This is a genomic window from Thalassoglobus neptunius (genome assembly GCF_007859735.1).
In the GTDB taxonomy this organism is placed as follows: Bacteria; Planctomycetota; Planctomycetia; order Planctomycetales; family Planctomycetaceae; genus Thalassoglobus; species Thalassoglobus neptunius.
Window position 1 is genome coordinate 1,271,273 of record NZ_SIHI01000001.1, and the last position, 23,483, is coordinate 1,294,755.

Genomic DNA, 23,483 nt, shown 5'->3' on the forward strand with positions numbered 1-23,483 from the left:
AGTGTGACTTGTCTCACGATCATACGACTCGCAAACTACGACGACGATTGCAGAATGACGACCGATCCATCGGAGCCGGTCACCTGTCGTACTGATCTTCACTCGCTGAAATCTAAGTAGAATTCCCTAACGAACGAATACTTCTATGAATCTGCGCACGAGTTCCGGATCATCAGACTTCAATGAAGGTGGGCTCTCTTCAACTCAGCGATCTGCTTTGACGTGGACAGCCGTGTTCAGTCTTTTGGCTGTCTTGATCAACTATTCCACGATCGTGTGGTTGGTTGGCATTTGGAACTCCAATCCCGATTATTCACACGGGTTCTTTGTTCCGTTGATTTCGGCGTATCTGCTTTATCATCGTCGTGACCTTTTGAATGGGGCGGACGTGGGGCGCAATTCGCTCGGAGCGACGATCACAGGGATTGTTCTGATTGTTCTGGCTCTGATGATGAAGCTGTTTGGAATTTATTCTCCGATCATCACGCTTGAAGCGTTTTCTCTGATTCCGATGCTCTTGGGCATCGTCGTGTTGTGTGCGGGGTTCAAAGCACTCTACTGGGCGGCCCCGGCAATTTTATTTCTGGTCTTTATGATTCCTCTGCCGCGCATGGTCTCGAGCATGATGAGTGGCCAACTTCAGAATCTCGCAACAATTTGTGCGACTTACGCACTTCAAACCCTTGGAGTCCCGGCAATTTCCAACGGAAATATCATCACACTTTCAGATCAAGTGGTTGGTGTTGCCGAAGCATGTAGTGGGATCCGAATGCTTTATTCGTTCTTTGCACTCTCAGTGGGACTGTGTCTGGTCATTGATCGACCGATATGGGAACGAATTGTGCTCTGTCTCAGTGCAGGCGTCATTGCCGTCCTGGCAAACCTGTTCCGAATCGTGGTGACAGCACTTGCCTATGAATACGGTGATCCAGAGTTTGCCGAGAAATTGTTCCACGACTTCGCCGGATGGATGATGATGCCACTGGCAATGATCCTTTTGTGGTTGGAACTTCAGTTCCTCTCAAGAGTGTTCATCGAGGAATCACCTCGGACTGCTTAAGACTGACAACTGACGTACTGATGTGCCGTGGAAGAGCGGTATTCGTGTGACCTAGTTTTGGATTTTGGACTGACGATATGTCGACGGATGTCGGAAAACCTCTCGCTGCGAATGGTCGTTCTAGTCGTGGCCTGAACAACCCACAAGCGCCGTACCTCGTTCAGAACACGGTCTCCACGGCCCCCGCTGAGGAGGGGAGTGGAATTCAGCTTAGCGCAATCTGGCACGCATTTCGTCGCCGATGGGCGCTCGGGCTGCTGATTGGAATCTTGCTGACGCCTTTAGCGATTGTTCCGTGGTTGTTGATGGAGCCGCAAAGCACTGCGGTTGTTCAACTCCATCTCCACCAGGACGATCCGATGTTGATTTTCAACACGGCGGATCAGGTGCAGACAAGTGCCATCACCTACAAGCTCTTTCAGTCAACGCAAGCTCAGTTGATCAGGAGCGATCTGAACATCTCCCAGGTTCTGGAACTGGACTCCGAGATTTCGAATCTTCCCCAGGTCGTGGCGGAACCCGATCCGATCGAGTGGATTCTCGAAAATCTCCATGTGATGCAACTTCCCGACACGGAACTCTTGAATGTCTCCTTCCGTGATCCCGATCCGCAGGCTGCGATGGCGATTGCCAATGCGGTTGTCAAAAACTACTACGACAAATATGTCAAAGCTGATGAGCAGAAAGACAACAAACGACTTGCCGATCTGCAGCTGCTCTATCAGGAGAAAACCAAAGAGTTGAAGGCAGCCCGAACTCGCCTGGTCGATCTGGCCGAAACAGCTGGCTCGGGAAGTTCAGAGTCATTGACGCTGAATCAACAATCGACGTTGAGCGAACGGGAAATCCTCGAGAAGCAGCGACACGAGTTGCGTTTCAAAAGAATGGAACTCGAAGCACAACTCTTCGCGTTGCTGGAAACTCAAAAGCACCGGCAAGCGGTGGGAGAAACTGCTCCCAATGAAGACGGACAACCGGTCGTCAGTGAAGAGCCAGTTGATCCATCGCTCAGGGCTCCACTTCCTCCACTTCCAGTGGGGCAGTCGACAAATCAATGGGTCTTAACTGAAGAGATCCTTGAGGAAGAATACGCGTTCGACCCGGAAATCCGCCGGTTGAACGACGAAAAAGAAGCACTGGAAGAGAAGTTCCAGGCACTGGCCAAACGGTTGCAAGGCAGCGGACTCGAAAAGAGTCGTCAGCAGTATGAGAGTGATCTTGCGAAGATCGACGACGATCTGAACTTCCGAAAGTCCCTGATTAAAAGAAGCTTCAAGAAAGAATACGAACGCGAAAATCGCCGCCTTCAGGAGCAGTTCGAACAAGATCAGCTGGCGTACGAACTGGACTGGCGTCGAATCGAAGCGGAACGCCTGCGAGCTTTGAAAGCACAAGGAGGGGGGACTCTCATCGTCGGCGATACTGGTGAGAACCAGGACCAGTTGATGGCACAGTTCAACGAAGTCGACTTGCGGTCTCGCATCAAGAAAATCATTGAGCAGGAAGCTGAACTCGAAGCCATGAGTTCAAGTCTTCGAGACAACTTCAAATTGCTCGGCAAAACCTCAGCCGACGTCGAAATGTTGCGAGGCGATATTGCATCGCTCGAACAGGTCGTTTCGAACCTGGCTGCAGAGCTTGAACGCACTCGCGTCGAGTCGAAAGGGCAGTCGAAACGAATTGAAGTCATGGCCTACGCCACTCGTGCTCAGAAGGATGATCCCAAGAAACAAATCGCACTGACCATTGGCGTGGGACTGGCGGGGCTGTTTGCTCCACTGATTCTCCTGATGTGGCGAGACATCACAAAACAACACGTCGACGACTTGAAGACCATGCGACTTGCCATCGGTCTGGAACATATGGGAGGAATTCCCCGTCTGCCGATGAAGCAGTTGAGTGGCAAAAACGGCAAAGACGACAAGAAGGATTCCAAACTTCAGCGAGCGTTATCAGAGTCCGTTCGTGGAATCGTTGCCCAGTTGATTCGCAGAAAAGCATCGGAGAATCAAAACTGCATCATGGTCTCCAGTGCGACGGCAGGTGAAGGCAAGACGACCGCTTCGGTGGAAATTTCCCGAATGCTCGCGCGATCCGGACAAAAGACAGTTCTGATCGACTTTGACCTTCGACGACCGCGCATTCATGAGATCTTCGAAGTCGACGGTGCGACAGGAATCTATGATATCCTGACTGGCAACGAGACTCTTGACGGAGCATTGAAGTACATTGAGGAAGACAAATTGACTGTCATCCCCGCCGGGAATGTCGAGTCAGAAGTATACTTGGAATCGTATTCCGGAATGCTCGCGGAATTATTCGCAACGCTTCAGGAGCAGTATGATTTTGTGATCGTCGACTGTTGCCCGGTGCTGCCAGTTGTAGATGCTCGAATCGTTTCAGAATATGTTGATGGAGTGATCCTCGCCTTGACGCGAGACGTGAGTGTTGTCCCCGATGCAATCTCGGCAAGGGACATCCTTCGATCGCATGGAGCCACTGTGATTGGTACAATTGTTTCTGGGCATCCGGTAAGGGGACGCTATGACCTCTACAACTAAGCAAAAAACTGAACCAGCAGAGTCAACTGAGAAACCATCTCAGGAGTCGGCAGAACAGGCTTCGAAAACACGCTTTCTGCTCGTCGGCGCTTTGTTGCTCGTCTCTTTCGTCAGTGTGCAATTGGTCAGCCGAGGGTATGAACACTCGATTCGACCGATCGCCAAACCTGTTTCCGAATTGCCGACCGTTCTCGGAAAGTGGACCGGTGTTGATCAGGACCAGTTAGACGAACGGACAGCTGGGGTGCTGGGAGCTGACCAGACACTCGGAAGAACCTATTCCTCGACAGACGGGGAAAAGGCGAGTGTGCACTTGGCGGTCTGGTCATCAATCGATGATGTCGTTGATCCCGCTCCACACCATCCGGAAACGTGTTACACCGGAGCAGGGTACAAAGTCGAAAATCGCTTCATCGAAAATCTCGAAACTCCTCAAGGGGAAGTGCGCGTTGAGTACCTACTCCTGGATTTGAACGGTTCCAAGGTTGTGACCGCGCATTGGTTTCAGATTGGCAAAGATGTCATCGTGAACAAGAACGAAGGCCGAAAAGTCCACCAATCCCTGTGGGGATCGAGTGAATGGCCTGCCACGGTGAAGGTGTTGATGCAGATCTCGAAGTCGAACCTTCAGGACGGCAAACTCGCCCTTGACGATCTCATCAAAGAGGTTTACGGCTGGACATCACAACTTGATCAGTCGGAACAAAACACCACTGCTTTAACATCTGCTGAGTCATGATCGGCTGGGCTGAAGTACGGTCATAGCTTGAACTCTATCGAAATATATGGTGCAGGATAATGAAAAGGGTCAATACTCGATTCCTCTTGCTGAGCTTTGCGACGCTCCTGGTCTGTGGGATCGCGGTTGTCTCCGTGCATGCCTTTCAAATTGATCGGCAGGCGAACGGCTACCTTCGAGAAGCGAGGAAACTGACTGAGAATGTCGAAATTCCGGACTACGAAGCAGCCTCAGAACTGTCTGACGAGGAGAGGCAGCAACTCATCAAAACGCTCGGAGAATCGCTCGGTTACTATCAGCGATATCTCGGAATCAATGGTTCGGATGCTGAGGCGATCGAAGAAGGTTCCCTTGTTCTGGAAGGGCTCGGCAATCTCGGCTTAGGATTTGATTTTTTCCGCCGCTCTTATCTCAACATGGGTAAGGTGTTGCGCCTCGATCCGTCACGAGTCGAAATGCGCCGCAAGCGAACAAAACTCGCACTCCAACTCGGACAGTTTGCGGCAGGTCGAGCTGATCTGCAAGCAGTGGAACAGGCCGTCGGATACTTTCGAACAGCCCGTCAACACGCCACGGAACTCATCGAAGATTTTCCTGATGAGAGCGAAGTTCTTGTCCAACTGGCTCGCGCTGAGATTGGTCTCGAAGAAAACGAAGAGGCGATTAGACACCTTAATAACGCCATTACCAAGGACGATGTCTCTCCGCAGGCTTACCGGCTCCTCTCCGGGGTTCTGTACGAACAGAATCAAATCAATGAAGCGTTTCAGATTCTGCAAAACAGTGTGGAGCGGTTCAGCGGGGACGAGTCTATCGAGAACCAGACAGAGAGTTGGTTGAATCGTGGACTGTTCCGTGCAGTCCTGGCATTCCAAAACTCAGATCGTTTGAATGATCCACAGTTGAGAAGTCTGATTGGTCAACAGGCGTGGTATCTGGAAGATGGCCAGGAAGCTGATCCCGAAGCCCCCGCTCCAACGGTTGCCGAGATTTCGAAACGCTTAGGAACTCTTGCACTCGAAGATGCGAAACGGGCGAGAGAGGCGTCGACCGAAAATCTTGATCAATTCCTGAGAGCGATCCAGATTGAGTACAACTGTCACGTCGCCATGCGACGTTCTGAACCTCAACAATTCGATCCAGATGCTTTGCAAGATGTCATTGCAAGCCTGGAAGAACAGATTCAGAAACACTCCGACTCCTACCAGCTGACAGCCATCCGAGCCGATCTCGCCAACTTAGGTAATGACCAGGAAGGTTTTGTCGACTGGATGCGCGAGACTGTGAATCGGATTCCGAAGGAGTCATTTCAGAAGGAATACTACCGCTATCTGTTGGCAGAGCAGGAACTGAAGAATTACGGAGTCAACAACGTCACCCGTTCAAGTCAGGATACGGAAGCTAAGAGAGAGGCCACGAAACGCGTTGACGAACAGATTACTGCGATTGAAGAATTCCAGAACTCACCAAGCTTCGAGGAAATGCGATATCGGGATCCAAATGTCCCGCAGGAATTCTCCCAGTATGGGTTCGCTGGATTAATCGCAGTCCTGGAAGCCCGGAAAGACCTGTGGCTCGATCACGATTATCAGTCGGCCGCCCAAAAATTTGAGCCGCTCCTGTTCTTGCATGAGGCATTTCCTGATCTCGCGTCGGCAGATGTGATTAACGAGCTGATCTACTGCTACGAGAGACTTGGGAACTGGAAGAAAGCACAGTCAACAATCGAAACGGCTTTACTCCGTGATCCCGGAAATCTCGACCTTCGTCAGCAATATGTGCGCATCTTGCAGCAGGGGGGAAAGACTCAGCAGGCAAAGAACGAAACCCGGCGAATTATTTTGCAGCAGCCGAACTCGTTCGTCGCGAATCAAGTCTATCTGGCCCATCTCATTAACGACAATCTGCAGCTACCTCCATCGCGCAGAAACTGGAACGAAGCTGTCAGAATTGTCTCGATGCTGGAGCGGAATTATCCGGACAATCTCGATGTCACTATGCTGAAGGTCAAACTTCAAGGAGCAATGGGAGATTTCGTCGACGCATACTCGGAGATCAATGCCGCAATCGAAGAACATCCCGATTCAAAGCTACTAGTCTCGACGCGAGTACTGCTTCTGCTCCAGTCCAGCGAACCGGATCGCATCGAGCAGGCAGAAAAAGCAATCGAAGAAGCGGTGGAGCAGTTCGGCGATCAGCCGTCGTGGCGAATCTTGAAGGCACAACTTGCGATCAGCAAACTGGCGGAAGCAAATGCTCCATCGGAAGACGCTTCGAATGGCGACGACCAGAAAGCGGATGTACTGGCGGTTCTTGAGGAGATTCACACACTCGCCAGTGCTCCCGAATCGTACTCGGTCGATGACCGGGAACTTCTGGAACGTGGGTTAGTCAAGCAATTGGATAGTTTCCGTCGACTGTATCCTCAGTACGATGCAATTGAAAAACAGCTGTTGGAAAGCGCGATCGATGTCGCGGATCTCCGGACTGATCGAAACTCCTACCTGCAAGAGCAGTTAGAGCTGGATGTCTTTCAGTATGCCGTCGATGCTGGTTCTCCTGAAACACTGCAATCCCGCCTGAAACTTCTGAAAGACCGGGCATCCCAGGGACAAGAGAATCTCGGCCCATTGTTAGAGTATGGTGAAGCACTTCATCTGGGATTGTTGGCCTTCCAGGAGAGTCAAAAGTCCGGCAACCCGATCGCCGAAGATTCACGGCTGGAAGAAGCCATCCAACATCTCGATAAGGCGCTGTCACTTCGACCGGAGTGGCGTTTAGCAGAATCGATGGTCGCTCGCATGGAAGTCTTGAGTGGACATCCAGGTGTCGCGATCACCATCTACCAAACGATCAGAGACCGAAACGAAGCCGACGCGGAAGTTCTCTATACACTGGCCCAACTGCTGCAGCAGGCAGGTCGAATCAACGAAGCAGACGCAGCCCTCAAGGAAGCGCTCGATCTCTATGGTTCAACACGCAACACCAACGCACTGCAGTTCGCAACAGAGTTGTCCATCCTGACGAAAAACTACGATCGAGCCGGAAACCTGGCACAGTCAGCCAGAACATTCTCCGATCAGCAAGACGATGCCGCCTGGCTGGCGAAAGTCTTCATGGAACTGGCTCGTGAAGAATTGGAGTCTGGACAAGCAGGAAGTAACAGCCTGAATATTGCTCGGGAACATCTCGACACAGCACTTCAGATGAGTCCGGAGGACCAGTCACTCCGACAACTTGACGTCCTGTATCACCATCTCAAAGGTGATGAGGAAGGAGTTGAAAAGGCAATCGCCAGTGCGGCAGACAGTGTCGATCCTGAAGAACGCGAATTGATGTTGGCGCGATGTTATCTCATCGTTGGCGAACAGGAGAAGTCAGAAGACTATCTTCGACAGTCAATTGAAAACTGTGACGACCCGGAAAAACTCGTCGTCCGGATTCAGATGCTGGCTCAACTTCTGCTCGGAATGATGCAGTACGACGAAGCCATTGTTGCTTATGGACAATTGATCGAACTGGCTTCGACAGAAGATGTTCCCCCGGCAGTTCTGATTCAGGCCCGACAAACTGCAGCGGGACTGGAAGCTCAACATCACGGGAATCCCGGATTCCTTCGGGCGACTCGCATGCTCGAAGAGAATGTTCCTCTGTTCGAGGGAGACGATCCGGTTCTCAAGGCAGCCGAACTTCAAAACTGGCGCGTTTTGGCATACGTCTACACGATGCGGGGGGATCGAGCATCACAGGAAGCGGCCATCGGCTACTTCTCACGAATCCTCGATTCCGGCAACGAGTTGAAGCCTGAAGATAAAATGACTCTGGCTCGACTCTATGCTTCCCGGAACGACAAATCGAAAGGTGATCTGCTTAACGCTATCGCACTTGTTCGAGGACTGACCGAACTCGGTGGGACCGATGAACAGCGGGCATTTTACTATGTGACACTGATCGATTTGTTGAGTGCCTATGCCGTTCAGCAGGGATCTGGCCCAGAACAGGATCAGGCCTTCGACGAAGCTCAACGGTCGCTGGTGATCTTGCAATCAATGCAGGAAGATTCGACGATCTGGCATTCCCGACGTGCGAAATTGCACTTCGCTCGCAAAGACTTCGACGGACTTCTCGAACATCTGACATTTGTTGCACGAAGCCGCCGAGCGAATCCGTCTGATGCCGAGTCACAAGCTCGAATTCGCTGGGCCGCAGAGATCTCGGAGTATTACGGAAAGCAACTGGCCACAGCGACAGATGAACCAAGCCAGGAGGCGTCCAAGGAACTTCTGAAGACTGCCGAAGGGTTCTATCAGGATCTCGTTCAGTTGAATCCAGCAGCTGCTGTTGATCTGGCAGGGTTCCTCGCGCGAGATGGAAGAATCTCGTCTGCTCTGGATCTTGTTGAAGGAGCCAGAGAGCAGATTGCGATCGACCGACTGATTGATTTCACTTCGTTCGCGATGGCTGCCCATCCAGTTGGGAACGACCACGATCGGTTGATGGAACTTGTGATATACGCTGAGCAAAACGCGAGTGGCCTGGAGGTCATCCGAATTTTGCAAGTCGAAGCTGGGCTCTATGTCGTTCAGGGTGAGTACGACCGGGCGGCGACGAGTTACGAGAAAATTCTGGATATCGACGGTGACAACGAAGTCGCTTTGAACAATCTCGCGATGATCGAAGCTGTCCATCGCAAGAACATCCAACTCGCAAATAAGCTGATCGACCACGCCCTTTCGGTCGCTGGCGAAAAGGCGAACTTGATCGACACAAAAGGAATTGTGCAACTTGCCGGGGGTAAGAATCAGGAAGCTGCGGCGAGTTTCCAGAAAGCAGTCCAACTCGGGTCGACACCAATTCGACGGATTCACCTGGCGTATGCGTATCTCCAAATCAAGCAGCTTGATAATGCTCGGAATGAGTATATCCAGGCCTACCGGGACGGTCTTGATCCACGGACTGCCGATGCTTGGGACCGCGTCTATCTGAAGTCGCTTCGAACGGCGTTTGGAGACTTCGAACAGATCTCTGCACAAACGGCCATGACGACCGAGTAACTCTCTTTAGTACAAACCCATCCTTGCATGTGATCACTTGCAGGGATGGGTTTTCGATGCTCTTTGCGACTCAATTCGCGGTTGAAGATTCGGCGGAATGTCGTCGTCATCCATCATCTCTAAACGCATTGGCATTGCTGCTTGAACGACAATGACTCGGCACTCGCTTCTGTGCTCTCGTTCGAATGAATGCAGCGAATCCTAGTACGAATCGCGACCGACTCAAGTTGAAGATGCTCCAGGTTGTTACCGGGGAAGTTCATGATCCGAGTATCGTGTGTCTCGATGCGTAATCAGGCTGAATTGAGATTCTAACCGAACGGGCATTCTTACGAAGGTTCTGCAGGGTTCGAATCAGGTGTTGCCGCGGGAGTTTGCGAAGAGCTTGGCATCGCGGCGGGCTCTTCAACCGGTTCACCGCGTCCGTAGAAATAGCCAGCGACCAGATGTTCTGCCACGAAGAAGACCACGACGAGCATGAGCAAGACAGGATAGACTTCCTGACCTAAATCGGCTGCGTTGATGTCGTCTTTCAACTCGTCGATACTTCGTGAGACTTTGTACCTGTCCTCACCTAATAGAGCATCGAGTTGCAGGTTGGTCAGTCGTGACAAATCACTTTCCTGAGCCGGAGCGTTGATGCTGAATCCCCTGACGGGAACGCGTGAACCGGCTGCATAAAGCTCATAGTGCCCCAGTGCATCCACGGAATCGAACACAAGTGTTGATTGGTCGGGAGCGGCGACCCATTGCGTCTGCTTCAGGTCGGGATCACGAAGTAAGTACGTCGTTTCGGTCTCTGAAGGTTGAATCGGAACAACAGGAGTAGAGCCAGCTTCGAAGTTGTGTTGAATGTCAGTCAACCTCGAAACGTACTCCGTCAGCTGTTCGGTAAACGGAAGAAACAGCCAGCTCCAGTCGCCAACGGGTGACGCAAGGTTGTTCCAGGCACTTCGGTCTTCCGGATTACTGGCATCGGTCGCGAAAATCACCGTTCGACCTTTCCCAAAGCTTCGTTCGACGAGGGCAGGGGAACGCTCTTTGTCTGAGAAATAGGCGAGGACGTTCGATTGTTCTGCCGGTTCGATTTTCCAAAATCGTTTGATTCGAACAAGACTCTCAAGAATGCTGAACGCTCCATAGCTTTCCAGCTGACGAAACTTCCAGAACAGCGGATGGTTTCGGTTCTTGATGATGATTCGCCAGTCGTTCTCCGGCATCCACGAATCCAGTCGCGCTGGAAGAAACTTCACTGCTTGAGCACGGTTGTACCATGGAGATTCAATGTCCGGATCTCCCAGCACGATGATCAATCCCCCTCCGTTCTCAACGTATCGACTCATCTGAAACCACGCATCATCACTCAATCGACGGCAGTTGATCATCGTGATGGCTGCATAATCGGCCAGGTTCAGTTCAGTCAGACGACTGACCGACTCAAAGACTGGAAGAAATCGATTCTTGCCGACATTGACTCCGTCGTGAGGAGCGAGAGCGATCATCCACTCGTTGACATCGTCAAATTGCTGCCCAACGACAAGCACTTTCGGGGCTGGAATCGCTTCGGCGGAGAAGAAGCGAGTGTTGTCAAACATCAAAGGATCACTCGTCGCCAGACGAACTTCCCCTTGCAGATTTTTCTGTTCGAGGGCACTCAATGTCGGAAAGGGCATCCGAACAGGGACGCCGGCATCGACGTCCATTTGAAGCTGGCCAACTCTCGCAGACTGGTTCTTCATGTTCTTTAGGAGGAGGTCGACTCCTTCTTCTCCCGCATCGGCGCCTGTTGCCGTGACCGTTGCTGAGACCGTGAGATCACCGCCAACGGGAACGAGTTCACGGGACAAGTCGATTTCGGTGACCGCGACGTTTTGAGGGTCCTCGTTTCCGACGTCGATCAGATAGACGTTGACGTCTGGTTGATCCTTGAGGGCTGCAAGTAAAGACGATGAACCTCGCTCTCTCCAGGCGGATTGAGCAAGATCTGTGAACAGATAAACTCTTCGGATGTACCGATCTTTTCTCGCATCCGGAGCGACGTTGTCTTGATCGGAAAGTGTCCGCGAGCGGTCATCGCGATGTGCGCGAAGAGCGGATTCGAGACGTCGGTCGAGCGACAATGTTGAGGGAGTCGGTTGGAGTCCTTCGATTCGATTCTGAGCCGACAGCATCGTCGACTGAAACAGAACTGGATTGTCGTTCGACGTATCGGCAACAGCCACTCGACTTCCTGCGGGAAGCGTCTCCAGATGATCTCGAGCGATGCGTCGGGCTCGATCGAGTGAGGTCTTGCCTTCCTGAAGGTAGGACATGCTCAAGCTCGAATCGAAAAGCATGACGCCCGCGACCGGCAGGTCAACTGTGCGGAAAGGTTTCGGATCGATCAGCTCACCGGAAATTCGTTGCTGATACGGACAGCCCACCAAAAGTGCAAGACTGGCAAGGGTCCCGAACGTCGTCCAGTTGCGCAGTCGATGCTGGCGTTCTTCCTGCTGGTGAACTCGCAATGGTTGATGGCGGATGCGATAGCGGAGGAACAGATATACTGCGGCTGCGATGGCAGCGACCGCGATCAGGACTCCGGTTTCGAACCGGGTGAGTCCGTAATTTGCTGGCGGAAGAGAAGGGCGAGCGATGGCGAAGACGATCAGGCCCAAGACCAGAACGCGCAGCAATAGAAGCCAAAAGTGCTTCAGACGCATCCTGCGCATGCTTTGCTTCCGGCGCTGCTGAATCAGTCGGAGCGCCGGGAAAATGAGGCGTTTCGGTTTCTGTTTCAGAAGCAGATGGATAATGATCGGAAGTGAAACAAATCCGAGTCCGAGCAGTATTGCAGGATTCAAGAACGACATTTCGATCCGTCAATCAAACTCAGGGAACGCTGAATTGAATTTTACACCTCAGCATGATGGTGTCACTGCTTCTTTCGATCAGTCTTCTTGTTCGTCCGTCGCGTCTGGAGTGGTCGTGTCGTCGAGTTGAGATGACTGCTCCGGATTCGTCTTGTTGGGTTTGGGGCGGTTCTTGGCCCCCAGGTTTTCCTTCCAGCGACGGGCCTGTCCCAGGAAATCCTTCCGTGAAATACTGATCGTCGGAAGATTGAGGTCTGCTTCCGTGCCGGGACGACCACCTTCATCGGGTTGAGATGCATCGCTGACTTCTCGTTCGAGAGCCTGCAACCAATCCGGGATATCGACTCCCGAACCCCAACAGTCGTCGAGGTACTCATCGACCTCTTCCTGAAGCATTTCAAATGCCTCGGAGTTGAGTTTCGCAGATCGTGCGTCGCGTACTGCGGGTTCGACAAGCGAAAGCATTCTGTTCACAGCTAGCGGTTTCACGAAACGTTCGCGCAGATGATCCGTGATGGTCGGCATCCGCATTCCGAACAGCTTTTGCAGTCGTCGCAGGTCCTGAAGATGCTGATCTGCAAGGTCTGCAGTCTGCATCTCAAAGGTTGATTCCCAAACTTCGGCAGCTTCCAGGAGCGAGTTTCGCACGAGGACTTCGTGGACGAGCGTCAACGGCGTGAGATTCCAAGCATCGCGATCGTATCTGGCTTCGAGTCGAAGGAACTCCAGCAGACAGTAAATCATCTCACCGTAGTCGGATTGGGTCGTCGTCGTATTGTATTCCAGGAACCGATCAAACCGGTCGACGATAATGGAATAAACTTGTTCCAGACACCACTCCGCGTGTTCCCGATCGATAATGCCGGTGTCGATGTCATCAAGCAGTTTCATCGGGTGAATCGGATCCTGTTCCTCTTCAAGATAGTCGAGGAACCAGTCGACACCGTTGTGAAGGATGGCGCGAACGTTCCCGAGCGTGAGGTGGCTGGCATGAAAAAGTTCCCGTCCGTAGTCCTGAATGAACTCGGCGAGATCTTCCCATTCCTCTTCCTTCCGCATCACGTCGACCGCAGAAATTCTCATTGTGCGGCTGTGTTCGGACCATAACCACTGATACGGATCGAGGACCCGGCTGATGGCGTCGATGAGATCTTCTGTATCCAGTTTTCCGGGCGCCCAGGATTGAACGCTGGTGACGAGGGCATTCAGTGAACCTCGGAGGGCAATCGTGAACAGACGATCGAATTCTGTAATCGCCTGCCCCTTTGGCCGCCACTTTCGTTCCATACGAAACGCTGTATAGAGCAGATGCCAGGTTTCACGAAGCATCCCGAGTTTCGGCAACTCGCGAAGTAAGAATCGGACGACGGATTGGAGTGCTTGAGTCCGCAAGATCTGTCCGGGATCTCCGCCACTTTCAAAGGGAATGTAAAGCAACGGGTTGCGAGCTAATCTCGACAACAGCGATGGGAGCAGTTCTCGAACGGTCGCACCGTCACGCTGGACAACGGCACGATAAATCAACGCAAGTCGCCGATCCTGTTCGGTGCCGCGGGGGACCGTCACGGACTCAGGGATGATGCCGTTCAGCAGTCGCTCAGAATTTCTCAGACAGATCAATGTGTTGATGATCTGATGAAGCAGGTAGAACTTAACCTGCAACTGGATGTCGTACTCGACGTTTCCATCGTGGTCGCCGATCGGTGATTCGACTTCTCGATCCCAGACACTCTCCATCAGTTCTGCGAGATCAATTTGCCATCGCTGCGCCTGTCGGTGCCAGCCAATCAGTGCTTCAACGGTTTGTTCATCGAGCTGATGGTTCTCTTCAGACTCGAAGCTGGAACGTGCGAATGAGGCAGCTGCCATTTGCCAAAGTTGCCCAACAGCATTGAGAAACTTAAGACGTGGTTCTAACTCGCGGTTGAGGGCTTCGAACTCTCCCTGATTGGAACCGGAATCGTCATCGACGGTGTCGCTCCACTGGCCATCTTCGGCACTGTCGCGGAACACCATTCCGTCGTAGGCAGCACTGAAGAGTTCATCTTCACCTTCCGCTTCGTCGAAGTCATCTTCATCGTCGAGTTCACCGAACTCAAGCTCACCCGGCATGATTTGTTGGTCATCGGACGACGTTCGCCGAATGATGGGAACGGACCACCATTCCTCGGCGTTGGCTTCCAGGAATGCGAACATTCTTCGAATCGAAGCAGCTGCCTGATCGGGTGGGACTGGAGTGTCATCATCGCCAGTCGCCAGCTTCATCCAGCGGATGAGAAGGGAGAAGATCGAATGCTGTGGAGATTCGAAACCAACTTCCTCCATTTGGCTGAGCCATTGCATCAGCAGGCCCATGGCAGCGACGCCGTCTTTCTTCAACAGCAGGGCATCGACCACAAGTGCATACGACTGTGCGGACTGAAACTGGTCAACGCGTTCTCGCCAGAAAGAGATATCACCGGCGGATTCTCCGGCACTCCGCCAGGCTTTCAGTGCTTCTGCGACGTGAGTTGCTGATTCCCAACTTTCGTGGCCGTCGACATCGGGCAAATCTTCGATGACATCGCTTCCGAATTTGTCCCACCAGTGGGCGAGGCGTTCGAAGACGACCGAAATTTCTTCTCGCTGTGTTTGAAGCCCCTTGGCTCCAGCTTCTCCAAGAGTCCGGGAGAACACATTGAACGTTGCTTCCATCAATCCCATCAGGATTTCGATGCGACTATCGGGGATGGAGTCTTCTCGGGCTGTGAAGAGAGGAAACTGTCCTTGAAACCCGAGGATGTTCCACGGATCAACGAGGGCGCCGCACTGCACTCCACGTTCGAGAAGATCGGGGATCGAACTCGCGTATTCCACAGCTTTGGCGACGTCTTCAAGATCGAGTGCCTGATGGGCCGATGCGATCATGCATTCGATCTCGGTTTCGATTCGGATCGAACTTGCTGGGATGGCATTTGCCTGCTGGCGGCTTGCCGAGGCGTAACCCATCACAGCGTACAGGTGCGCCAATTCGCGGTGCTGAACCTGTCGGGCTCCGTATCCCGCGAGCTTCATGTTGAGGTATTGCCGGACATGTCCGAACGGCTGCTGATGTTTGACCGCTTCCTGATGAAGCCGTTTGGCGCGGCTTCCGGTCAGCTGTGTCAGAATTCGTGTGTAAAAGGCGTCTCTGCGTTCTGCGACAATCGGGAGAAGTGTCGTGAGTGAGACGGTCGAATCGTGCATTCCGGGGCCTGCACCGCTGATGGAAGAGGCCATCAACATCGTTCCACAAAGTGCAGCGGATGCATCGAAAAGACGTTCTTCCTGCGGGGACTTTTCGCCAGCTTCTTCGATCCAGTCGCAGAGTGAGTCGAGAATGATCTGACGAATGACAAACCGGCGGTAAAAACCTTTCGAATCAATCTGATGCGGATCCCACTCTCCGAACATGTAGTTGGTGCGTTTGAAGATGGGATTCAAGTGATCGTATGCACGTAAGTCGCACGCCAACTCGTCCAGATGATCGAGGGAGAAGAATGACTCCTGCAAAAGATCCTGAGGAGCTTCTTCCAGAAACTGCATCGCCCGTTCAATCAGCGGAGCGTATCGGCATTCGGCAGCCCCAGCACCTGGAATGTAAAGCGGCAACGGTCGATGGCGTTCATGGGCGTAAACGTCCATCTTGCGGCCGTTCTCAAGCACTGCGACAGGTCGGTATCCAACGAAGTCGTTGAGGTTGGCAATCGCCCCGTCGACGATTCGTCTTTCCTCATTCCACGGACCGCCTTGTTGTAAGACCGCCTCGAAAATCTTTGCGAGGAAGAAGGGTTGGCAAAACGTTTCGAGGCTCTGATGAAAGAGAAGATCCGAGTGATACTTCTGGTAGGCGGGAAGCGTATGTCGAATTGCCAGTTCCAGGGCTGCGTGCGCCTGCTTGGATTCTTCAAAGGCAGAATCCGTGGCGGTCATGTGAATGAGACCGTCATGAAGCGTCTGAAAGACACTCTCGAGCGTTTCAGAAGGACTGGTCTCCGAACTCGAACTTTCTCGCTTCCAAAGCTGATTCAGTTGGTCCAGAAACTTTGGATCCGACGTCCCCCCTGAATAGTTGAGATATCCGAGGATGTGTTGCAGGCTGCTGAAGTCCTTTGAAGGTCCGAGGTTATCGGAATCGTCAGCTCGTTTCTTCCGTGGTGCCATTTGTACCCATCCTCCACCAGTTGAATGGAGGTCACTCTTAAGTTCGAAAATCGTGATCGTAGCATATTTCAGCCCTGCATCGAGACTGTTTCGCAGTCGGATTTGGGAGCCAGTCACCATCTCCATTGTGACGGAGTCGCGACTTCGGTGAAAGCCACCCTGAAAGAGAAATCCTTCTGCCTTCCAGACATTGCGACTCAGTTTGCGACTCACTGGTCATCTTTGATGAAACATCAAACGCAGCGGATCCCGAATTTCGTCCGATTACGCCCGTCGGATCGATGATTGTCCCCGAAATTGGTACGATTCAGAATTATTGCAAGACTCCGAAGTGATTTCAGTCATTCAGCTGGCAAGTGCAATCGACTCAAAGACGCTTCGAGATGTTAGAGCTTTTTCTGATTTGGTTTGCACACACTCGCACGAGCAAGTTCGGCCTGAGACCTGATGAAACAGTGCAACCGAGTGAACGGGAAAGAGCAACCTGCTCGAGGAAAGATGCCGCATGCAAATTCTCAACGGTCGTTCATTTTGTGCCCCTCGTTTCCCGATTCGAGGTCGATGCGTCAACGTCATGCTGGCGGTCATTGTCTGCCTTTGTCTGTGGAGCGAAACTCTTGAATCGGCACCGCCTCGGAAACGCGCAAATGAGACAGTGACCGCTTTGGAGGAAATTGCGTGGACAAACGCAAAGCAGATTTGGGAATGGGCTGAGCCGGGATATCAAGAGGCCAATTCCTCAAAGCTTCTGTCGTCATGGCTCGCCTCGGAAGGCTTTGAGATTGAACGAGGAGTGGCTGGGATTCCGACCGCGTTCACAGCGACGATTGGCAACGGTTCGCCCGTCATCGCAATTCTTGGGGAGTTCGACGCGCTTCCGGGACTCGCGCAGGCAGCCGTCCCGTACAAGGCAACACCGGAAGGGAAAGACTACGGTCACGGTTGTGGTCATCATTTGTTTGGTGTCGCATCAGCAACAGCCGCAATTGCCGTTGGTCGAGAAATCCTGAACGGCGACATCGAGGGAACGGTCCGGTACTACGGATGTCCGGCTGAAGAAGGCGGCAGTGCCAAGGTGTTTCTGGTCCGTGAAGGGCTCTTCGATGATGTCGACGTTGCTCTCCACTGGCATCCAAGCAGCATCAATGCAGCCGGTGATCGATCATCTCTCGCCAGAATCGCGGTGAAATTCCGATTCCATGGGATCAGTGCTCATGCCGCAGCTGCCCCGGAGCAGGCGCGGTCGGCCCTCGACGCGGTCGAATTGACGAATATCGCGACGCAAATGCTCAGAGAGCATGTTCCCGAACAGACAAGAATTCATCACGTCATCACTTCCGGCGGAAGCGCCCCGAACGTCGTTCCGGATTTCGCAGAAGTCTACTACTACGTCCGCCATCCCGATGCTTCAACGCTCTCCGAAATCTACGAGCGTTTCGTCAAATGTGCTCAGGCGGGGGCTCTTGCGACGGAGACCGAACTCGAAATCGTCAACGAAGGCGGGATTCTCGACATTCTCCCGAACAATACGCTCGCCGAAATTACGTTGGAGAACCTCAGGCAACTCAATGATCTCGAGTACACGAGTGAGGATGTGAAGTTCGCGCTCAAACTCCAGTCGACACTCTCGAACCCCAAACCGCTCGCGTCTGTGCGTGAGGTAATCAATCGAAGTGGTGAAACGAGCAGCGGATCGACTGATGTTGGAGACGTCTCCTGGGTGGTGCCGACAACGGGATTCAATACTGCCTGTTGGGTCCCCGGAACACCCGGTCATTCCTGGCAGGCGGTTGCCTGCGGGCGGCGGAAAATGGCTCGCGCCGGGATGACGCTTGCAAGTCGGGTTCTGACAGCCACAGCCATCGATTTATTCGAACAACCCGAGGTGATCAAAGCGGCCAACTTGGAATTCGAAAGACGGCGCGGCAAGCACGGGTATCGGTCACTGATTCCGCCCGATCAGGGACCTCCACTCAACTATCGAAAGCCGACGACGATCAATTCCCGCGATTGAGCACTACTCGCGATGATATCGCGAAGTCACGTTATTCGCGTTCGAATCACTCTGCGCGGTCGAGCAGTTCGGCAATGTTACGTGAACAGTCTCGTGATTCGCATGAGAGATAAAGCGACAGTAAGTCTCGCAAGGTTGCCGATTGAGTGACAAAGAGTGGAATCCAGATTGCCCGGGAATTCCCGTCCGCACGCACCTTCAAGTACCGCAGTCCGGCAGTGGTGACGATTTCGCAATCCGAAACTGCCTCCCACGATGTCCGCTGCGGGCGGCACCAGAAATCGTAGCAGGCGATTCCATCGCGGCTGACCTGGAAAGGGAAACGGTACTTCAAGAGAAGAATCGCACTTGTACAAAGCACGATGACGAGCAACGGAAGCACGAATGCGAGAAGCTGAAAATTCGCCTCGCCATTCAGCACAAACACACATTCTGTTGTGATCAGTGCGACAACGAACACGAGCAGAAAGGGCTGGCTGAACGAGATCCGGAAGTCTTCGCGTCGAAAAGAGACACGCACAATGTCATCTGCCAATTTCATCGGACTTCCCTATTTTTACGCCATCCCACTTCTGGAGCGAGAAGTGTTAAGCTTTGATGAACAATTCGTCAGTCCTTGAATAACTCTGCAAAATTACCAAGCCTATTCAGTTATCGAAATGCGAAACAGCTTTCGATGACAATTCTACGACGGAATTGGCAGTTTCTGTTGGGTTTTCTTCATTTCTTAATAATCGCGATCGCGAACTTTCGGGCAGAACGATGTTCAAAAGCAGATTGCAACTTCTGGTCAGATGAGCCTTCACAGACGTTGAGATCCCGTGGAAAAAGACCGGGCGTCTCGCTGAGGGATTTCGAATGTTCACTCAAAGCAGATTTCGACACGGCCTTCACAAATTCACAGAAGCGAACAATGTGAAAACCATGTCGAAGAGGGTGGGCTGCAAATCGTGTTTCGGATTAGTTTCCGGTGATTATGGAGAAGTCTGCGAAGTACGCGTAAATGAACGCAACAAAAAGCATTAATCCGATTCCCATCGGTTTCGCCAGTGGCCAGGGTGTGAGGTCCACATCTCCGGAATACTGTTGTTCCCAGGGAGTTTCACGCGGCTTGACGGCTCCAATCACCAACATCAACGCCACGGAGCCAGCGAACACGAGACCGAGAAAGTGAAACGTGTGAATCGAGCTGACAAAAGCGTCTCCCGGAGTGGTGAAATACCCGAGACAAATGGCGAAGAAACTGGCGATGAGAGTCACTTTCGCAGCCAGTGCGGGAACTCTTTTCGACAACATTCCGACCAGCATCACCGAGAAAATAGGGATGAAATACAATCCGTTCATCTTCTGCAGGTAACCGAAAATGCTGTCCTGTCCGAGCAACATCGGAGCGACCAGCATCGTCACGACCGCAATGACGGTCCCGAAGATTTTCCCCGATCGAATGACTTCAGTTTCGCTGGCATTTGGACGGAGCATTCCTTGATAAACGCCCAGACTGAAGAGGGTGGCCGTACTGTTCAAGGCGGAGTTAAAGGAGCTGAGAATCGCTCCGATCACTGCTGCCGCGAAGAAACCGACGAGATAGTCCGGCAGAACGTCCTGCACAAGTCGGCCGTAGCTCTTGTCAGCGTTGCGAGGCGGAATCACGCGATCCAGTTGTTCCTCGGGGAGTTCGTCGAGATAAACATGTTCTCCATTTTCATCTTCAACGATGACGACACCGACCGGGAGAACTTTCTCGATGGCCAATTCCTTACCGACGGAATCATGAACCGTCTGTTCTGCAAATGCCAAGACGTCGGCGTCTGTTGTGACTTTGAGAAGCTCGCGGGCTTCGCTGCCGTGCAGAATTTCCTTCCCTGCCTCTGAACTAACGACCACGGCCGGAGCATCGGTTGTTTTGTCTTTCACCGCATAGGCGCCGTCTTCAGTCTCGACTCGTCCGTATTGATGGAAAGCGACCAGCCCGGGAAGGACGAGAATCATCGGCGCGAGGACTTTCAACGAGCCAGCGAGCAGAACTCCCTTCTGTCCTTCCGCTAAATTTTTGGCACCGAACGTACGTTGAATGATCTGCTGGTTCGTCGTCCAATAGAAGAGGTTGAGCAGAAGAACACCCGAAAACAGGGTGAAGAAGGGAACGGATTGGTCAGGACCCCCGATTGAATTGAACTTCTCAGGAGCTGCCTCCCTAAGCGTTTGAAGGCCCGCGACGGGACCTTCCGGATTGACTGCTGTGAGGCCGAAGTATGCGATCAAGAGTCCGCCGACGAGGAGGCCGAATCCGTTCAATGTATCTGACACGGCAACGGTTCGAAGTCCTCCCCAAATGGCGTAAATAGAGCCAATTGTCCCAATCAGCCAGACCGTCAAAGCGATGAGCGTGAATTCGTCCTGAATGCCTGTCAGTTCTCCGAGTTGCAACATTCCGGAAACACCCCGAGCCCCGGTGAAGAGAATGATGGGGAGCAGGATTCCCGCATAAGCGACGAGAAAAATCAGCGTCGTGATGTTACGGGTCCCATGATCGAAGCGGTTTTCGAGGAATTGGGGAACAGTGGCAATTCCGCTTTTCAAATACCGAGGAAGGTAGAACAGGGCGAGAATCACCAGTGAAACGGCTGCGACGACCTCCCAGGCCATCACACAAATCCCGTCGCGGTAAGCGTCGCCGTTCAGCCCCACAAGCTGTTCGGTAGAAAGATTGGTCAACAAGAGTGAGCCAGCGATAAACCCACCGGTCAGACTTCGTCCTGCCAGAAAGTATCCGGCGGAACTGTCATGGTTGTCATGACGCGTCAAACGCCAGGTGATGAATCCCACCAACGCAGTGAAAAATACAAACGACAACAATGTCAGCATGCCGACCCTTTCATCAGGCTTGTCCGATTCGTGATAGAACTGCCCGTTGTAGTGGACACATCACGTTTCGCCACTCAAAAACCCAAGAAGTGACGGAATATCTCAGTCAATCTGCTAAGGAACAACAACTGACATTGACTTTCAGCGCGGAGATGCCGCGATGAGCAAACGGCCCGCAGAACCTAAAGGACTTTGATTTGCTCTCGAAGCCACCCTGTGAAGCCGCGATGTCAACAGATACCGGCTCTTCATCGATGTGGCGAAGAGACCGCGAATAAGAATTGACTGAGTACGTCAGCAAATGCTGCATGGCCGAAGCTGCAGAGGTTATTCGAACCCGTACTTGAGGTTCTCCATTTTCTTTCTCAACCGAGCTTCGAATGCGTCTCCTCGATCTTCGAATGGCCGATTCTTCAGATACCACTCGCCCCACGTCAGCACGAGGTTTTTATGCCACTGTGCGATGGCAGCGGACTTCTGGTCTTCAGAAGCGGAGGGAGGAAGTTCCTCGAGAGGATCCTCCGGGAAGCCGAATCCGGTCGGACGCCGCGAAATCCAGCACAGGGCGTTTCGAGCTTCGATCATGACACCCAAATCAGAATCGCTCAATCGATCAATCAGGTACTGAGTCAAATTCATGTTCCCGGTGCGACCGAGTGCCCAAACGACCGTTTGTCGAATTTGGGGATCAGGATGGTCGACCAGCTTTACGAGTTGATCGACCTGTCCAATCAAATCCTCGCGATTCCCAATCTGGACCTGTTCAATAATTTGCTCCTGAACGTCGAGCATGTCGAGGTTGCCGGTGTTTGAAAGCGAAGCCAGCAAAACATCGAGAGGTTCGGTCGGTTTTTCTTTCTGCTGGATCGTTCGTCCGTTGAAATCGACGTCGCTCAAATCGTCGGGAAGTCCCCGTCCTCCGGCAAGCAGACCGTCGCCGAATCCGGGTTCACTGACTCGTTTGAGCAGTTTTCCCGTCGAACGCGTCAAGAAGAGAATCGCAAACGCGGTGTCGAGACCTTCGTCGAAGAAGCTCGATTCGTTCCAGGACCCGTTCTCAAGCTGCTTGCCGATCAGGTAGTTGGCACATTCATCGAACCAGGCATGGCTTCCGACGTTCTCAACGTCAGCAAGTGCAGCCATTCGTTCAAGCGTGTAGTAGTAATAGGTTGCGTGCGGACTCTCTTTGTTCTCGACGCGAAAACGAGTCCCGAGCCATCCGAATGCGTTCTTGACTGTTTCGACGGAAGCACCTGAGATGCGAACCGATTCGCCGCGTGCTTCTTCTCCGTCGAGATCGACTTGTTGCAGGATGCCGAATTTTGGACCAGTTGGGCCGGATTCTTCTTCGCGTTTTTTAGGTCGGCGGTCCTTCAACGGAAGGAACTCCGGGTCGATGTGTAACATTGCGATGTGCATGTTCGCGACAGCTGCCGCAGTCATGTTGAGTGTTGACGCATCTTTGAAGTGACCCGTTGTCGTGCCCGGGCAATAGGCGAATCCGCTGTCTTTGTTTTTGAATCTCACATGCCAGGAGAGAACCTTCTCCCAGACTTTGTCGTCGATTTCGATCCCAGCCCGTTCCGCTGCCCAGAGGGCGAGACACGCATATTGAATGACACTCGTATCGCCGTTGTACTTCGCCTCGCTTCTCCCGGTCGGGTAGTCCCAGCCTCCGTTTTCCTTTTGCTGCCCGATGATGTAATCAGCGATCATCTTCAGCTGCGGCTTATACTTTTCCGTCGAAATGTCCGCCAGAAGTGTCGCTTCGACTCCCGCTTCATAAATGTGTTCACTGGCCGGGCGATATTTCCCACCTTCGAATCGCTCAAGGATCTCATTGACCGTGCTCCCAACGGCTCCGGAATCGGGAGAAGCACCCGCCTTATACAGGGCGAGAGCGGTGACTGTTCGCTTTCCGCCGGTAGTTTTGTCGAAGATTCCCTGAAGGTATCCCGAACCTTGAGCAATCGCCTTCTTCACCGCAGCTGGATCAGCTGCCAGAAGATTCGATGAAAACAGGCCGATGACGATGAGCGACACGATCGACTTCATGAGGCAAATGTCTGCAATTTTGGGATATGATATGAGTAAGAAGAGAGATGAAATTATAGCAGAAGGGAATTCGGTGTGTCATGAGTCTTCGTGAGGAAATC

Annotated in this window: 10 protein-coding genes; 5 read left to right on the forward strand and 5 right to left on the reverse strand. The window is 52.6% G+C overall.

Going from position 1 to position 23,483, the window contains the following annotated elements; all coding sequences use genetic code 11:
* The first annotated feature begins 145 nt into the window (after positions 1-145).
* From KOR42_RS05210 to KOR42_RS05225, 4 genes are all read left to right on the forward strand, one after another.
* Entirely contained in the window at positions 146-1,060 is a 915-nt protein-coding gene (locus tag KOR42_RS05210; RefSeq protein WP_146507627.1) for an exosortase/archaeosortase family protein, read from the forward strand.
* A 77-nt stretch (positions 1,061-1,137) separates the two neighbouring features.
* Positions 1,138-3,621 (forward strand): polysaccharide biosynthesis tyrosine autokinase, encoded by a 2,484-nt coding sequence (locus KOR42_RS05215; RefSeq protein WP_146507629.1) that lies wholly within the window; start codon positions 1,138-1,140, stop codon positions 3,619-3,621.
* Positions 3,605-4,360, forward strand: a complete 756-nt coding sequence (locus KOR42_RS05220) for an exosortase C-terminal domain/associated protein EpsI (protein ID WP_146507631.1) — start codon at positions 3,605-3,607, stop codon at positions 4,358-4,360. The genes KOR42_RS05215 and KOR42_RS05220 overlap by 17 nt, the downstream gene beginning before the upstream one ends.
* 59 nt (positions 4,361-4,419) lie before the next feature.
* Positions 4,420-9,414 carry a tetratricopeptide repeat protein gene (locus KOR42_RS05225; RefSeq protein WP_146507633.1) on the forward strand — a complete coding sequence of 1,665 codons (4,995 nt, stop codon included), beginning with the start codon at positions 4,420-4,422 and terminating at the stop codon, positions 9,412-9,414.
* Positions 9,415-9,743: 329 nt separating this feature from the next.
* Here the strand turns inward: KOR42_RS05225 and KOR42_RS05230 are convergent, their stop codons facing one another.
* Positions 9,744-12,266: a BatA domain-containing protein gene (locus KOR42_RS05230; protein ID WP_146507634.1), complete on the reverse strand. Its 2,523-nt coding sequence runs from the start codon at positions 12,264-12,266 to the stop codon at positions 9,744-9,746.
* Positions 12,267-12,344: 78 nt separating this feature from the next.
* Positions 12,345-16,661, reverse strand: coding sequence for a hypothetical protein (locus KOR42_RS05235; protein ID WP_146507636.1), 4,317 nt, complete (start codon positions 16,659-16,661; stop codon positions 12,345-12,347).
* A gap of 292 nt (positions 16,662-16,953) precedes the next feature.
* Here KOR42_RS05235 and KOR42_RS05240 point away from each other — a divergent pair, with 292 nt between their 5' ends.
* Positions 16,954-18,462 (forward strand): amidohydrolase, encoded by a 1,509-nt coding sequence (locus tag KOR42_RS05240; protein ID WP_231740663.1) that lies wholly within the window; start codon positions 16,954-16,956, stop codon positions 18,460-18,462.
* 46 nt (positions 18,463-18,508) lie between these two features.
* Here KOR42_RS05240 and KOR42_RS05245 read toward each other — a convergent pair whose 3' ends face one another.
* The 3 genes from KOR42_RS05245 to KOR42_RS05255 all read right to left on the reverse strand — a co-directional run bounded on the left by KOR42_RS05245 (position 18,509) and on the right by KOR42_RS05255 (position 23,382).
* On the reverse strand, positions 18,509-19,003 hold the full coding sequence (locus KOR42_RS05245; RefSeq protein WP_146507638.1) for a hypothetical protein: 495 nt from the start codon (positions 19,001-19,003) through the stop codon (positions 18,509-18,511).
* 419 nt (positions 19,004-19,422) lie between these two features.
* Positions 19,423-21,327 (reverse strand): solute:sodium symporter family transporter, encoded by a 1,905-nt coding sequence (locus tag KOR42_RS05250; protein ID WP_146507640.1) that lies wholly within the window; start codon positions 21,325-21,327, stop codon positions 19,423-19,425.
* A 327-nt stretch (positions 21,328-21,654) separates the two neighbouring features.
* Complete coding sequence (locus tag KOR42_RS05255) at positions 21,655-23,382, reverse strand: HEAT repeat domain-containing protein (RefSeq protein ID WP_146507642.1); 1,728 nt, start codon at positions 23,380-23,382, stop codon at positions 21,655-21,657.
* Between the last annotated feature and the right edge of the window lie 101 nt (positions 23,383-23,483).